Below are 12,912 nucleotides of genomic sequence, written 5' to 3' on the forward strand. Positions count from 1 at the left end.
GTGCGTGGTGTTCTGGTCACGCGTTCATGGAACCCGGCACCACCGACAATTTCCCGAACATCCGTTCGAGGTGTCACCCGAAAGTGTGGCCAGACGCCGTGAAGGCCACCTTGGCGTCCCCAAGGTGGCCTTCACGGACTTCCGGAGGTGCTACTTGGCCTTCGTCGCGGTCGAACTCGACCGCTTGGCCGCGGTCGACTTCGCGGCCGCCGCCTTCTTGGTCGTGCCCGCCTTGACCGTCTTCGCCGTCGTGGAAGCCGGCTTGCGCGCCGGCGCCTTCCGCTTCGGCGCCGGCCCCTTGGCCCGCTTCTCCGCCAGCAGTTCGGACGCCCGTTCCGCGGTCAGCGACTCGATTTCGTCGCCCTTCCGCAGCGTCGCGTTGTACTCACCGTCGGTGACGTACGGGCCGAACCGGCCGTCCTTGACCACCATCGGCTTCTTCGACACCGGGTCGTCGCCGAGCTCCTTGAGCGGCGGCTTCGCCGTCGCGGACCGGCCCCGCTGCTTCGGCTCCGAGTAGATCTTCAGCGCTTCTTCGAGGGTGATCGAGAAGAGCTGGTCCTCGGTCGAGAGCGAGCGCGAGTCCGTGCCCTTCTTCAGGTACGGCCCGTAGCGCCCGTTCTGCGCCGTGATCTCGTCGCCGGACTCCGGGTCCTTGCCGACCACGCGCGGCAGCGAGAGCAGCTTCAGCGCGTCTTCCAAGGTGATGTTCTCGATGTCCATCGACTTGAACAGCGAGCCCGTACGCGGCTTTGGCGCCTTGGCCTTCGCGGCCTTCTTCTGCGCGGCCGTCGCGTCCTCGGGGATCTCGACCTCCGGCAGCACCTCGGTCACGTACGGCCCGAAGCGGCCTTCCTTCGCCACGATCTCGAGCCCGCTCACCGGGTCGTTGCCCAGCGTGCGGCCCTCCTGCGGGGTTGCGAACAGCTTCTCCGCGACCTCCTGCGTCAGCTCGTCCGGCGGCAGGTCCTCCGGGAGGTTCGCGCGCTGCGAGGTCCCGTCGACTTCGCGCTCCAGGTACGGCCCGTAGCGGCCGACGCGGACCACGACGGTGTGCCCGTTCTCGTCGCTGAACAGCGGGATCGAGTTGATCTCCCGCGCGTCGATGTCCTCGACGCTGCCCTCGACCAGCTTCTTCAGCCCGCCCAGGCGGCCGATCGAGCCGTCGACGCCCATGTCGCCGCCGAAGTAGAACTTCGACAGCCACTGCGCGCGCTGCTCGTCGCCGTTGGCGATGCGGTCGAGCTCGTCCTCCATGCCCGCGGTGAAGTCGTAGTCGACCAGCCGCTCGAAGTGCCGTTCCATCAGGCCGATCACGGCGAACGCGACCCACGACGGGACGAGCGCGGAGCCCTTCTTCCAGACGTAGCCGCGGTCCTGGATGGTCTTGATGATCGACGCGTACGTCGACGGCCGGCCGATGCCCAGCTCTTCCAGCTTGCTGACCAGGCTCGGCTCCGAGTACCGCGCCGGCGGCGAGGTGGTGTGGCCGTCCGGGCTCAGTTCGGTTGCGGTGAGCGCCTGGTCCTTCTCGAGCACCGGCAGGCGGCTCTGCTTGTCGTCGGCTTCGCCACCGGTCTCGGTGTCGACGGCCTCGACGTACGCCTTCAGGAAGCCCGCGAAGGTGATCGTGCGGCCCGAAGCGGCGAAGGTGCACTCCTCGCCCGAGGTCGCGTTGCCGACGATGCGCACGGACATCGTCGTGCCCTTGGCGTCCGCCATCTGCGACGCGATCGTGCGCTGCCAGATCATCTCGTAAAGGCGGTACTCGTCGGTGTCCAGCTCGCTCGCGACCTGGCCCGGCGTGCGGAAGACCTCGCCCGACGGCCGGATCGCCTCGTGGGCCTCCTGCGCGTTCTTGACCTTGCGCGTGTACTGGCGCGGCGTCGGCGAGACGTACTCCTTGCCGTACAGCTGCGTGGCCTGGCTGCGCGCCGCCGAGATCGCCGACTCCGACAGCGTCGTGGAGTCGGTACGCATATAAGTGATGTAGCCGTTTTCGTACAGCTTCTGCGCGATCCGCATGGTGCGCTCGGAGGTGAACCGCATCTTGCGGCCCGCCTCCTGCTGCAGGGTCGAGGTCATGAAGGGCGCGTACGGCTTCCTCGTGTACGGCTTCTCCTCGACGCTCGAGACCTTGAAGTCACGCTGCTTCAGCGCGTCGGCAAGACGCCGCGCGTCGGCCTCGGCCAGCACGCGGACTTCGTTGTTCGACGCCTTGAGCTGCCCGTCCGAGCCGAAGTCGCGGCCGGTGGCCAGGCGCGCGCCGTCCACGGCGACCAGGCGGGCCGCGAAGTTCCGCGGCGAGGCCTCTTCACCCGCGTCCATCGTCGCGGAAATGTCCCAGTACGACGCCGAGGTGAAGCGCATCCGCTCGCGCTCCCGCTCCACCACGATCCGGGTCGCCACCGACTGCACGCGGCCCGCCGAAAGTTTCGGCATGACCTTCTTCCACAGCACCGGCGAGACCTCGTAGCCGTAGAGGCGGTCGAGGATGCGGCGGGTCTCCTGGGCGTCGACGAGGTCGGCGTCCAGCTCACGGGTGGAGTCGGCGGCCGCGAGGATCGCCTGCTCGGTGACCTCGTGGAAGACCATCCGGCGGACCGGGACCTTCGGCTTCAGCGTCTCGAGGAGGTGCCACGCGATGGCCTCGCCCTCGCGGTCGGGGTCCGTGGCGAGGTAGAGCTCGTCGACGTCCTTCAGCAGGCTCTTGAGCTCGGTGACCTTGGACTTCTTGTCCGGGGTGACCACGTAGAGCGCCTTGAAGCCGTTGTCGACGTCGACGCCGAGCCGCGCCCAGGCCTCGCCCTTGTACTGGGCGGGCACGTCGGCGGCACCACGCGGCAGGTCGCGGATGTGCCCGACAGAGGACTCGACGACGTAACCACCGCCGAGGTAGGGCGCGATCTTGCGGGCCTTCGTCGGCGACTCGACGATGACCAGCCGCCGGTGCCCGGCGCCGTTGTCCGCCGAGGCTCCGTTCTTCTTGGTCCGTGCTCCTGCCACGCTGTCCTGCTCTCCGCTCATCTCGCCCCGCCGCCGCGGGACTGCACCACGTCCCTGCCAGGGCCCGTGTCTCGACCTGCCAGTGTGCACGCTGTTGTGGTCCGGACGGCGCGGAGGTGGCCCAACACGCCGCCGGTCCTGTGCCCAGCGCATCGCCGCTGACCTCGACGATGTTTCCCCAACGTACCTGCCACGTGATTTCGGCCACGTCCCGCGCAGCCTAGCGCGTGACCGGCCGGATACCCTCCGTTCGACGGTGGTGGGCGCAGGGAGGTCACCGCTTCACTGGTTTCCCCGTCCAGCCGAAAGGACCCGCCATGACCCGACGCCTGCTCGGCGCCCTGTTCACCGCCGCGACCGCCACAGTATTACTGGGGGTCACTCCGGCGAACGCGGCCGCGGCGAACTTCGCCGGCACCGTGGCCCTGTCCAACTGCTCGGGATCGGTGGTCAAGCCGGCCGCGACGCCCGACACCGCGCCCGCGCTCGTCATGTCCAACGGGCACTGCCTCGAAACCGGTTTCCCGGCGCCGGGCCAGGTGATCACCAACCGCGCCTCCAGCCGGACGTTCACGCTGCTCACCGCCAGCGGCGGCAACAAGGCGACGCTGCGGGCCAAGAAGATCGTCTACGGCACGATGACCGACACCGACGTGTCGCTCTACCAGCTCACCACGACCTACGCGCAGATCAAGGCCAGCTATGGGATCTCGCCGCTGGAACTGTCGAACGCGCACCCGTCGGCCGGCGCGGCGATCGACGTCGTCTCCGGCTACTGGAAGCGCGTCTACTCCTGCAACATCGACGGTTTCGTCTACCGGTTGAAGGAGGGCAGCTGGATCTGGAAGGACTCGATCCGCTACACCTCCGCCTGCCAGACCATCGGCGGCACCTCCGGTTCGCCGGTCATCTCCGGCGGCAAGGTCGTCGGCGTGAACAACACCGGCAACGAGGACGGCGAACGCTGCACGGAGAACAACCCGTGCGAGGTCGACCAGGCCGGCAACGTCACGGTGCACTACAAGACGAACTACGGCCAAGAAACCTACGGCATCCCGGCCTGCCTCACCGCGGCCAACGAAATCGCGCTCACGCAGGCCGGCTGCACGCTGCCCCGGCCCTGATCCGGCTCTCGCACCCGGTCAGGCCGTGCTCGTCACGGCCTCCGGGTGCGGGACCGGTTGCGGTGCCGCGCCCGGCCACGCCGCTTCGGCGCCGGGCGGCGGCTCCCCGATCAGCTCCAGCAGCGCCTCCAACCGGCGTTTGCCGGTGACCTTGACGGCCGGGACCTCGGCCTTCGGACCGGTCAGCTTCGCCGCGACGCCCAACGGCGTCAGCGCTTCGACGAGCCGCTCGTGCATGCCGGGCGCGAGCGGGTCGACCCCCAGCAGGTAACCCTGCGTCCCGGGACGGCCGCCGGCCAGCGCCCACATCCGCAGCATCGCGCCGCTCAGCCGGAACCCGTCCGGCACCGCCTTGCCCGAATCGTCCTCGACCGGGCCCGCACAGCCCTCACGCAGCCACCGCAGCGCCAGCGGCAGCAGGTCGACCCGGAACGACGTGCGCACCTGCGGACGGCCACAGTCGGCCTTCGACACCTGGGCGTCCGCGCCGCGGCAGCGGAGCTCGCCGGCCAGGACGTGGGCCCGCCACGGCTCCTCGACGACCACCGAAAGCCGGGCGGCGGTGCGCCCGAAGCCGGTGATCTGGCCGTGGCAGCACAGCAGGCCGGCCAGGTCGCCCAGGCCCGGCCCGCTGGCCTCGGCGGAAAAGAGCGAGATCGTCCGATCCACCGCGCTATACTAGAACACAAGTTCGATTCACGGCAGGTCTCGCGAGGATCTTCAGCCGGCAGGCTGATCCAGCTGGCGGCAGGCCGGCGCGCGCTGTTCCGCGGCAGCGAGGGCCGGGACGTCCTTGAGGCCCTTGAGGTAGTCGAGCGCGTCGATGCGGTCGAGCGTTGCCCTGGCCTGGCCGAGGGCATCCTTCGTCGCCGCCGCGTCGCCACGGACGGCCTCGATGCGCCGGCGCGAGGTCTCGGCCTGCGCGCGGATCTGGGTGAACTGCTCGATGACGTCCTTGCGGCCACCGTCGGCCGACGGCACCGGCGGCGCACCGAGCGCAGTCAGCCCGGACAGGCTCTGGTCGAGCCCGCCGACCACCGAAGAAAGCAGGTCACTGGACGTCCGGGACGCCTTCTGCGGCGTGCTGGGATCGACGGCGGGCAGCGAAGCGAGCGCGCGGACCAGGTGCGTCACGGCGTCGCAGTAGCCACCTGCCCACGTCGCCGCGGGATCGGCCTGGGGCACCACGGTCGACGCCGGCAGCTCCTGCTCCCGCGGCGGCGACTGCACCGGCGACGGCTGACCACACCCGGCGAGACCGAGGGCGATCGTCGTGGTCAGCGCGGCGAAAACGGTGGACCGCTGCCGCACCCGCGTACCTCCTGCCCGACTACCTCCCCGCAGCCCCGACGGTACCGACTCGATGCTGCTTCGCAAGTCGCCGGGCCTTTCTGGGATGCCCGGGCAAGCCCCGGGCCCGGCACGCGTCACCGCGTACCGGGCCCGGGGCCGCCTGGAGCCGGGAACTCAGGCCTTGATCTCCGTCGGGGTGTCGGAGAGAACCGTTCCCCGGCGCTTCGAAACCACGATCGCCGCCACGATGATCGCGACCGCGACCAGCGAGATGATGATGCGGACCGCGGCGTTCTCGTCCGGGCCGATCGAGAACTGCACGACGGCGGGCGCGATCAGCACGGAGACCAGGTTCATCACCTTGATCAGCGGGTTGATCGCCGGGCCGGCGGTGTCCTTGAACGGGTCACCCACGGTGTCACCGATGATGGTGGCCTCGTGCGCGGACGAGCCCTTGCCGCCGTGGTTGCCGTCCTCGACCAGCTTCTTCGCGTTGTCCCACGCGCCACCGGAGTTGGCGAGGAAGATCGCCATCAGGGTGCCGCAGGCGATCGCGCCGGCCAGGTAGCCGGCGAGCGCGCCGGTGCCCAGGCCGAAACCGACCGCGATCGGGGCGAAGACGGCCAGCAGACCCGGCGTCGTCAGCTCACGCAGCGAGTCGCGCGTGACGATGTCGACGACCTTGCCGTACTCGGGGCGGGTGGTGCCCTCCATGATCCCCGGGATGTCGCGGAACTGACGGCGCACTTCGTAGACGACCGCGCCGGCGGCCCGGGACACCGCGTTGACCGCGAGACCGGAGAACATGAACACGACGGCCGCACCGATGATGACGCCGACCAGCGTGTTCGGGCTGACGATCGTGTTGGTGAAGGACTTGGCCGCGTCGAGGCCGGTGACCACGCCGTTGCCCATACCCGCCAGCGTCTTCGAGATGGCGTCCGAGTAGGAGCCGAAGAGCGCGGTCGCCGCGAGGACGGCGGTCGCGATCGCGATGCCCTTGGTGATGGCCTTGGTCGTGTTGCCGACCGCGTCCAGCTCGGTGAGGATCTGCGCGGCCTTCTCGTCGACGTCGCCCGACATCTCGGCGATGCCCTGCGCGTTGTCCGAAACCGGGCCGAAGGTGTCCATCGCGACGATGACGCCGACGGTGGTCAGCAGACCGGTGCCGGCCAGCGCCACCGCGAACAGCGCGACGCCGCCGCCGAGCAGGTACGCGCCGAACACGGCCGCACCGATCACCAGCGCGGTGTACACAGCGGACTCGAAACCGACCGAGATGCCGGAGAGGATGACGGTCGCGCCGCCGGTCTCCGACGTCTGCGCGACGTCCTTGACCGGCTTGTACTCGGTGCCGGTGTAGTAGCCGGTCAGCTTCAGGATGACCGCGGCGAGCACAATGCCGATGATCACCGCGATGGTCGCGATGACCGCCGGGTTGCCCGAGTTCTCGTAGCCCGCGCCGAAGTCGGAGAAGCTGCTCGGCAGGTACACGAACGCCGCGATCGCCGACAGGACGGCGGAGATGACCGCGGAGATGTAGAACGAGCGGTTGATCGTGACGAGGCCGCCTTCGCCCGCGCGCGCCTTCGTGATGTAGACACCGATGACGGCGGTGATGACACCGATGGCCGGCACGATCAGCGGGAAGATCAGGCCGTGCACACCGAAGGCGGTGCTGCCCAGGATCAGGGCGGCGACGAGCATGACGGCGTAGGACTCGAAGAGGTCGGCGGCCATGCCGGCACAGTCACCGACGTTGTCGCCCACGTTGTCCGCGATGGTCGCGGCGTTGCGCGGGTCGTCCTCCGGGATGCCCTGCTCGACCTTGCCGACCAAGTCGGCGCCGACGTCGGCGGCCTTGGTGAAGATACCGCCGCCGACACGCATGAACATCGCGATCAGCGCGGCACCGAAACCGAAGCCCTCCAGCACCTTGGGCGCCTGGCCGGTGTAGACCAGCACGACGACCGCGGCCCCGAAGAGGCCGAGACCGACGGTGATCATGCCGACCACACCACCGGTGCGGAACGCCACGCGCATCGCGATCTCGCGGCCGCCTTCCTCGCGCGACGCGGCGGCCACGCGCAGGTTCGCCTGCGTGGCCAGCCACATGCCGAGGTAACCGATCGCGAACGAGAACGCCGCACCGACCAGGAAGAAGATCGAACGGCCGATCTTCTCGTTCCAGTCGTCGGCGGGAAGTGCGAAGAGCAAGAGGAACACGATCACGCCGAAAATGGCGAGGGTGTTCCGCTGCCGCTTGAGGTACGCGGCCGCGCCTTCCTGCACCGCCTTGGCGATGTCCTGCATCTTGGCGGTGCCCTGGCCTGCGGCCAGCACCTCCTTGAGCAAGACGTAGCCGATGACGAGTGCGGCAAGCGCGACCACGGCGACTACACCGACAATCGTGTAGCCACCTCCGGAGAGCGTGATGGACCCGCCCTCCGCGAGGAACTGCCGTGACATTCGTCCTCCAGGAGACGTCGCCGAGCGCCAGCGTCGACGGCAAGCCGAGGGTTCGACACGGCCGGCGCTGGCATGGACCCTGTACCGAGCGACACGCTAGCCGGGCAGCAATGCACGTCTCACATGACGCTCACCACAGAGAGGTGTGGATTGCGGGAGTGTATTGGTACCGCAACCAGCGTCTTCACGCCGTCCCGGGGACGGTACATTCCGTTACCTTGTGAGCCTCCTCACTTGATCGATCACTCGATCGCCGATCCGTTGGCGCAGCTGGGGATGCCGAAACTGTCGTACCCCTGTGCCAAGCTCGGCGAGTGGACGAATCACGTGGGCAGCGGCTGCTGAGGCGGGTGACCGCCGGCATCCCGTCGCGCGAGCACCCGGTCACGCACGTCGCGGACCTGCCTGGTCGCGCCGCGCGCTACGCAGAGTGGCCGGCTTGGGTGGATCCGGCGGTTGTCGCTGCGCTGCGTGATTGCGGCGTCTCCGCTCCCTGGGCGCACCAGGCCGAAGCGGCTTCGCACGCGTACGAGGGCCGTCACGTGGTGATTTCGACCGGGACGGCCTCGGGCAAGTCGCTCGCCTACCAGCTGCCGGTGCTGTCCCGGCTGGCCGCGGGCGAGAAGGCGAACGCGCTGTACCTGTCGCCGACGAAGGCGCTGGGAGCGGACCAGCTGCGTGCCGTGTCCTCTTTGGACGTGCCGGGCGTGCGGGCGGCGTCGTTCGACGGGGACACGCCGATGGTCGAGCGTGACTGGGTGCGCGCGCACGCGAACTGGGTGTTCACCAACCCGGACATGCTGCACCGCGGGATCCTCTCGGCGCACGGCCGGTGGGCCACGTTCTTCCGGCGGCTCGGCTGCGTGGTCGTCGACGAGTGCCACAGCTATCGCGGCGTCTTCGGCTCGCACGTCGCGCTGCTGCTTCGCCGGCTTCGGCGGGTGGCTGAGCACTACGGCGCTTCGCCGGTCTTCGTGCTCGCTTCGGCGACGACGGCGTCGCCCGCTTCGTTCGCTTCGCGGTTGACGGGGGCGCCTTGTGTCGCCGTGACGGATGACGCTTCGCCGCGCGGGGCGCGCACGGTCGCGTTGTGGGAGCCGCCGCTGCTGGAGGAGCTGACCGGGGAAAACGGCGCGCCGGTCCGGCGTTCGGCCGGGGCGGAGACGTCGCGGATCCTCGCCGACCTGGTCCTGGAGGGTGCTCGGTCGCTGGCCTTCATCCGGTCGCGGCGCGGTGCGGAACTGGCGGCGCTGGGCGCGCGCCGCATTCTGTCCGAAGTGGACCCGGTGTTGGCGGAAACCGTTGCGGCGTACAGGTCTGGTTATCTGCCGGAGGAGCGTCGCGCGCTGGAGGCCGCGCTGTTGTCCGGCCGGTTGCTGGGGGTCGCGACGACGAACGCCTTGGAGCTCGGCGTCGACATCGCGGGCCTGGACGCGGTGGTGCTGGCCGGCTACCCGGGCACGCTCGCGTCGTTCTGGCAGCAGGCCGGCCGGGCGGGGCGGTCCGGCGATTCGGCGCTGGTGGTGTTCGTCGCGCGGGACGACCCGCTCGACACCTACCTGGTGCACCACCCGGCGGCGTTGCTTTCGCGGCCGGTGGAATCGGCGGTGCTCGACCCGGCGAACCCGTACGTGCTGGCGCCGCAGCTCGCGTGCGCTGTGGCCGAGCTGCCGCTGACGCTTCCGGAATTGGAGGTGTTCGGCGGCGCGGCGGCCCAGGAGGTGCTGGCCGAGCTGGCGGAACAGAAGCTGGTGCGGCGCCGGTCGAGCGGCTGGTACTGGACTTCGCGGGACCGGCCGCACGCCGAGGTCGGCATCCGCGGCACGGGCGGGGAGCAGATCGCGGTGGTCGAAGCCGACTCCGGCCGGATGCTCGGCACGGTCGACCCGGGTTCGGCGTGCTTCGCCGTCCACCCCGGCGCGGTGTACCTGCACCAGGGGTCGTCGTACGTCGTCGACGAGCTGGATCTGGAAACCGGGCTGGCGCTGGTGCACGCGGAGAACCCGGACTGGACGACGACACCGCGCGAAGTCGTGGACATCTCGGTGCTCGGCACCCAGGAGAAGCAGGACTTCGGCGGAGTGAGCGTCTGCCTCGGCGAGGTGGCCGTGACGTCCCAGGTGGTGGGGTACTTGCGGCGGCGGCCGTCCGGGGAGGTCCTCGACCACACGCCGCTCGACCTGCCGGAGCAGAGCCTGCGGACGCGCGCGGTCTGGTACACGGTGTCCGCCGAGCTGCTCGGTTCTTCGGCCGCCGATTCCGCTGACCCGGATGGCTCCGCTGACCCAGGCGGGTCTGCTGACCCGGGTGGCTCCGGCGACTCGGCCGGCTCGGCCGGCTTCGATGGCGAGGTGGGGACCGGGGGCCATCGGGTGGGGACCGAATCTGCGGGGCCGGCGGGGACCGGGGAGGAGACCCAGGCGAACGGTCGGGGGCCCGTTCGCGAGGGTGGCAGGACACCGGGGGGTGCCGGATTGGTTCCGGCACGGGTCCCCGGTGCCCTGCACGCCGCCGAGCACGCGGCGATCGGCCTGCTACCGCTGTTCGCTACGTGCGACCGGTGGGACATCGGCGGGGTGAGTACCGCGTGGCACGAAGACACCGGGGAGGCGACGGTGTTCGTGCATGACGGCCATCCCGGGGGTGCGGGATTTGCCGAACGCGGTTATGCCGCGATTGTCCCGTGGCTGGCCGCAACGCGGGAGGCGATCGTCTCCTGCGAGTGCCCGACGGGATGCCCGTCCTGCGTCCAGTCGCCGAAGTGCGGGAACGGCAACGAGCCGCTGGACAAGGCGGGGGCAGTGGCTGTACTGGGCACCGTGCTCGGGGCGTTGCGTCAACACGGCACCTAGAACGGCCACTTGGTGGTTCATGGAGTTGTGTCCTGCTCCGCCTCGCCCGGGCTGGGACCGGCCGGCGGCGGTGGTTCGGGTGGTCCGGGTCGCTCAGGCGGCGCTGGTCTGAACCAGCTGCGGCGAGCGCTCGCCGGCCAGGGCCCGCACGAGGACGTCGTGCACCTCGGCGGCGTCCGGCAGCTGCCAGCCGCAGACCTCGGGCTTGACGCGCCAGTGCACGACACCGTGCTGGAACGGCGAAGGCGGCAGCGGGATGTAGCTGTCCTTGCCGTGCCACTGGATGGAGGCGCGGGTCGCCAGCTCGGCCGGAACGTGGTCGGCGACGGTGGTGAGGAAGAGCCAGCGGCCGTTCGGCAGCGCGATGATGGGCGCGGGGTGGCCGAGGGCGCGGAGGAGGCGGCAGGCGCGCTTGCCGAGTTCGTCGTCGACCTCGACGGCGTCGAGCACGGTGCCGGTGGCGACGAGCAGGCTGTGGGTGCGGTCGGAGAACCAGGTGGCGACCTCGTGGGCATGAGTGCCGAGCTGCTCGCGCCAAGCGTCAATGGCCGGAACCGGACGGCGCCAGGTGAGGTCGTCGCCTTCCGTGAGCGGAGCGGGGTCGACGCCCGGGAGCACCGGCCAGCCGCGCCAGGCGAGACCGATCGCCTCCGCCCGCAGTTCGATGCGGAAGGCGCCCCGCCAGCTGTCCGGCCAATTCGCGTCCAACATTGTCTTCCTGCCTGCCTTCGAGTTTCGGTTCTCCGCGACCCGTTCAAACCCGGTCGTGGTGTCGCACATCTCACTTAACGGCAAGTTGCACATTGCCCGGAACCCCCGCGCGACAACCGGTGGTTACGAGGCGATGAACGCCCAGTGATCCGTACGGCCCGACCGAATCCCTCAGCGCGGCTGGACGGTGAACGGTGACCGCACGCGGACCGTTCGTCGCGGGAAACCCCAGGTTCCGCGGGGTTCCGGACGCCCTCTCGGCGGCGCCGGTGCGCTGGTTCGGCCCAGGTGAGCAGCCGATTCGACCGCTCGCCGTGCACCAACGACCGCTGCCCGTGACAATCGGCCGCTCATCGTCGGGGTGCACGGATCAGCCGGTCACCGCCCCATACCGACCGGTCGGCGTCCGCCCGGCGGCGAGGGCCGCCGCCGGTCCCTCGCCGAGGGTGGCCGCGGTGGGCGGAGGTGCGCTGTCGCGGGCTCGCGACGGTGTCGCGTTCTGCGGACAGGGCGAACCACCGAGCCCGGAGCGGACGGATCGGTGCACCACCCAGGTCAGCCATCGGCGCGGCCGCGGTTGGGCACGGTGGCTCACCCACCGGTCTGGCGCAGGCGTGGGCGGGTGGCCCCGCCACCGTCGCGGGTGCGCGACGGCGGCAGGCCATGGCCGGGCGTCTTGGTTCACCTGCCGGCCCCCAGCGGGCGGATCGGCGTGCCGCCCAGGTCGGTCGGCGGGGCTGCCGTGGCTGGGCGTTGTGGTTCGTCTGCCGGGCCGGCTCGGGCGTGGGCGGATGGCCTCGGCAGGCCGGCCAGGGAGGGGCCTCGTGCCTCGACTTCGACCAGCGCGTCGAGCTGTTGCCAGCGGCAGGTCACGAGCGTCACTGCCATCCGGTCGGCTACCCATCGCGCGCGTTCGCACGCTTGGATTGGACCTTCGTTCGCGTGAGAAGCCGCGGCCAGCGCGCCCAGGTCGGCCGCTGACTCGGCACGGTGGCGGGCTATCACCGTCGCTCCCAGCCACAAGGCGAGCGTTGCCACGCCCGTCAGAGCCGCCACCGCCATTGCCGTCCAGATCGTGGCCGCCCCTCTGTCCGAGGCGGGCCCGTCAGCCCTGGGCACCTGCCACCTCCGTGCCCGGCTCGGCGACCGCGTAGGCCGTTGCGTCGAGGTGGATCGCCGGGAGGAGGCCGGCCGCCGGGTGGGCCGTCACCTTTGCCGTGATCGTGTCGCCGACTTGCTCGAACGCCAGGCTCGCGCCCGGCGGCCCTATCTCGTGGACCGCGGCCGCCGCCTCGGTTGGCTGGCCCCTGGCCAGCAGCCGCGCCGCCTCGCGGGCCGCGTCCGTGCAGCGCAGCTGGCTCGTCAGCGCCGTGAGGCCCGCGATCAGGAGGACCGTCACCACCGTCAGGCCGGCCAGGCCGAGCGCTGCCTCGACCGTCACCGAGCCTTCGTCTCCG

At 70.4% G+C, this 12,912-nt stretch carries 9 protein-coding genes; 2 read left to right on the forward strand and 7 right to left on the reverse strand.

Annotation, left to right across the window (positions count from 1 at the left end; translation table 11 throughout):
* Positions 1-150: 150 nt before the first annotated feature.
* Positions 151-3,027 (reverse strand): type I DNA topoisomerase, encoded by a 2,877-nt coding sequence (gene topA / locus AB0F52_RS04525; protein ID WP_360164461.1) that lies wholly within the window; start codon positions 3,025-3,027, stop codon positions 151-153.
* Between the two features lie 296 nt (positions 3,028-3,323).
* On the opposite strand from topA, the gene AB0F52_RS04530 reads away from it, so the two are divergent.
* Complete coding sequence (locus AB0F52_RS04530; RefSeq protein WP_360164463.1) at positions 3,324-4,130, forward strand: serine protease; 807 nt, start codon at positions 3,324-3,326, stop codon at positions 4,128-4,130.
* 18 nt (positions 4,131-4,148) lie between these two features.
* On the opposite strand, the gene AB0F52_RS04535 is transcribed toward AB0F52_RS04530, so the two are convergent.
* The 3 genes from AB0F52_RS04535 to AB0F52_RS04545 all read right to left on the reverse strand — a co-directional run bounded on the left by AB0F52_RS04535 (position 4,149) and on the right by AB0F52_RS04545 (position 7,892).
* A complete protein-coding gene (locus AB0F52_RS04535; RefSeq protein WP_360164465.1) occupies positions 4,149-4,799 on the reverse strand; it encodes a hypothetical protein in 651 nt (216 codons plus the stop codon).
* Positions 4,800-4,850: 51 nt separating this feature from the next.
* The gene (locus AB0F52_RS04540; RefSeq protein WP_360164467.1) at positions 4,851-5,441 is read right to left on the reverse strand and encodes a hypothetical protein; all 591 of its coding nucleotides are present in this window, start codon (positions 5,439-5,441) and stop codon (positions 4,851-4,853) included.
* A gap of 156 nt (positions 5,442-5,597) precedes the next feature.
* The gene (locus AB0F52_RS04545) at positions 5,598-7,892 is read right to left on the reverse strand and encodes a sodium-translocating pyrophosphatase (RefSeq protein ID WP_360164469.1); all 2,295 of its coding nucleotides are present in this window, start codon (positions 7,890-7,892) and stop codon (positions 5,598-5,600) included.
* Positions 7,893-8,242: 350 nt separating this feature from the next.
* On the opposite strand from AB0F52_RS04545, the gene AB0F52_RS04550 reads away from it, so the two are divergent.
* Positions 8,243-10,744: a DEAD/DEAH box helicase gene (locus AB0F52_RS04550; protein ID WP_360164619.1), complete on the forward strand. Its 2,502-nt coding sequence runs from the start codon at positions 8,243-8,245 to the stop codon at positions 10,742-10,744.
* A gap of 93 nt (positions 10,745-10,837) precedes the next feature.
* On the opposite strand, the gene AB0F52_RS04555 is transcribed toward AB0F52_RS04550, so the two are convergent.
* The 3 genes from AB0F52_RS04555 to AB0F52_RS04565 all read right to left on the reverse strand — a co-directional run bounded on the left by AB0F52_RS04555 (position 10,838) and on the right by AB0F52_RS04565 (position 12,896).
* On the reverse strand, positions 10,838-11,455 hold the full coding sequence (locus AB0F52_RS04555; protein WP_103337797.1) for a bifunctional DNA primase/polymerase: 618 nt from the start codon (positions 11,453-11,455) through the stop codon (positions 10,838-10,840).
* Positions 11,456-12,136: 681 nt separating this feature from the next.
* Positions 12,137-12,574 (reverse strand): Rv3654c family TadE-like protein, encoded by a 438-nt coding sequence (locus tag AB0F52_RS04560; RefSeq protein WP_360164471.1) that lies wholly within the window; start codon positions 12,572-12,574, stop codon positions 12,137-12,139.
* Complete coding sequence (locus AB0F52_RS04565; RefSeq protein WP_360164473.1) at positions 12,561-12,896, reverse strand: TadE family type IV pilus minor pilin; 336 nt, start codon at positions 12,894-12,896, stop codon at positions 12,561-12,563. Before AB0F52_RS04565 ends, AB0F52_RS04560 begins: the two co-directional genes overlap by 14 nt.
* Positions 12,897-12,912 lie beyond the last annotated feature (16 nt).

Origin of the sequence: Amycolatopsis sp. NPDC024027 (genome assembly GCF_040638975.1) — a bacterium.
Lineage (GTDB): Bacteria > Actinomycetota > Actinomycetes > Mycobacteriales > Pseudonocardiaceae > Amycolatopsis.

Excerpts from the sequence above, each read along its gene's own strand:
- topA (WP_360164461.1), bottom strand. The coding sequence starts at position 3,027 with ATGAGCGGAGAGCAGGACAGCGTGGCAGGAGCACGGACCAAGAAGAAC.
- AB0F52_RS04530 (WP_360164463.1), top strand. The coding sequence starts at position 3,324 with ATGACCCGACGCCTGCTCGGCGCCCTGTTCACCGCCGCGACCGCCACA.
- AB0F52_RS04545 (WP_360164469.1), bottom strand. The coding sequence starts at position 7,892 with ATGTCACGGCAGTTCCTCGCGGAGGGCGGGTCCATCACGCTCTCCGGA.
- AB0F52_RS04555 (WP_103337797.1), bottom strand. The coding sequence starts at position 11,455 with ATGTTGGACGCGAATTGGCCGGACAGCTGGCGGGGCGCCTTCCGCATC.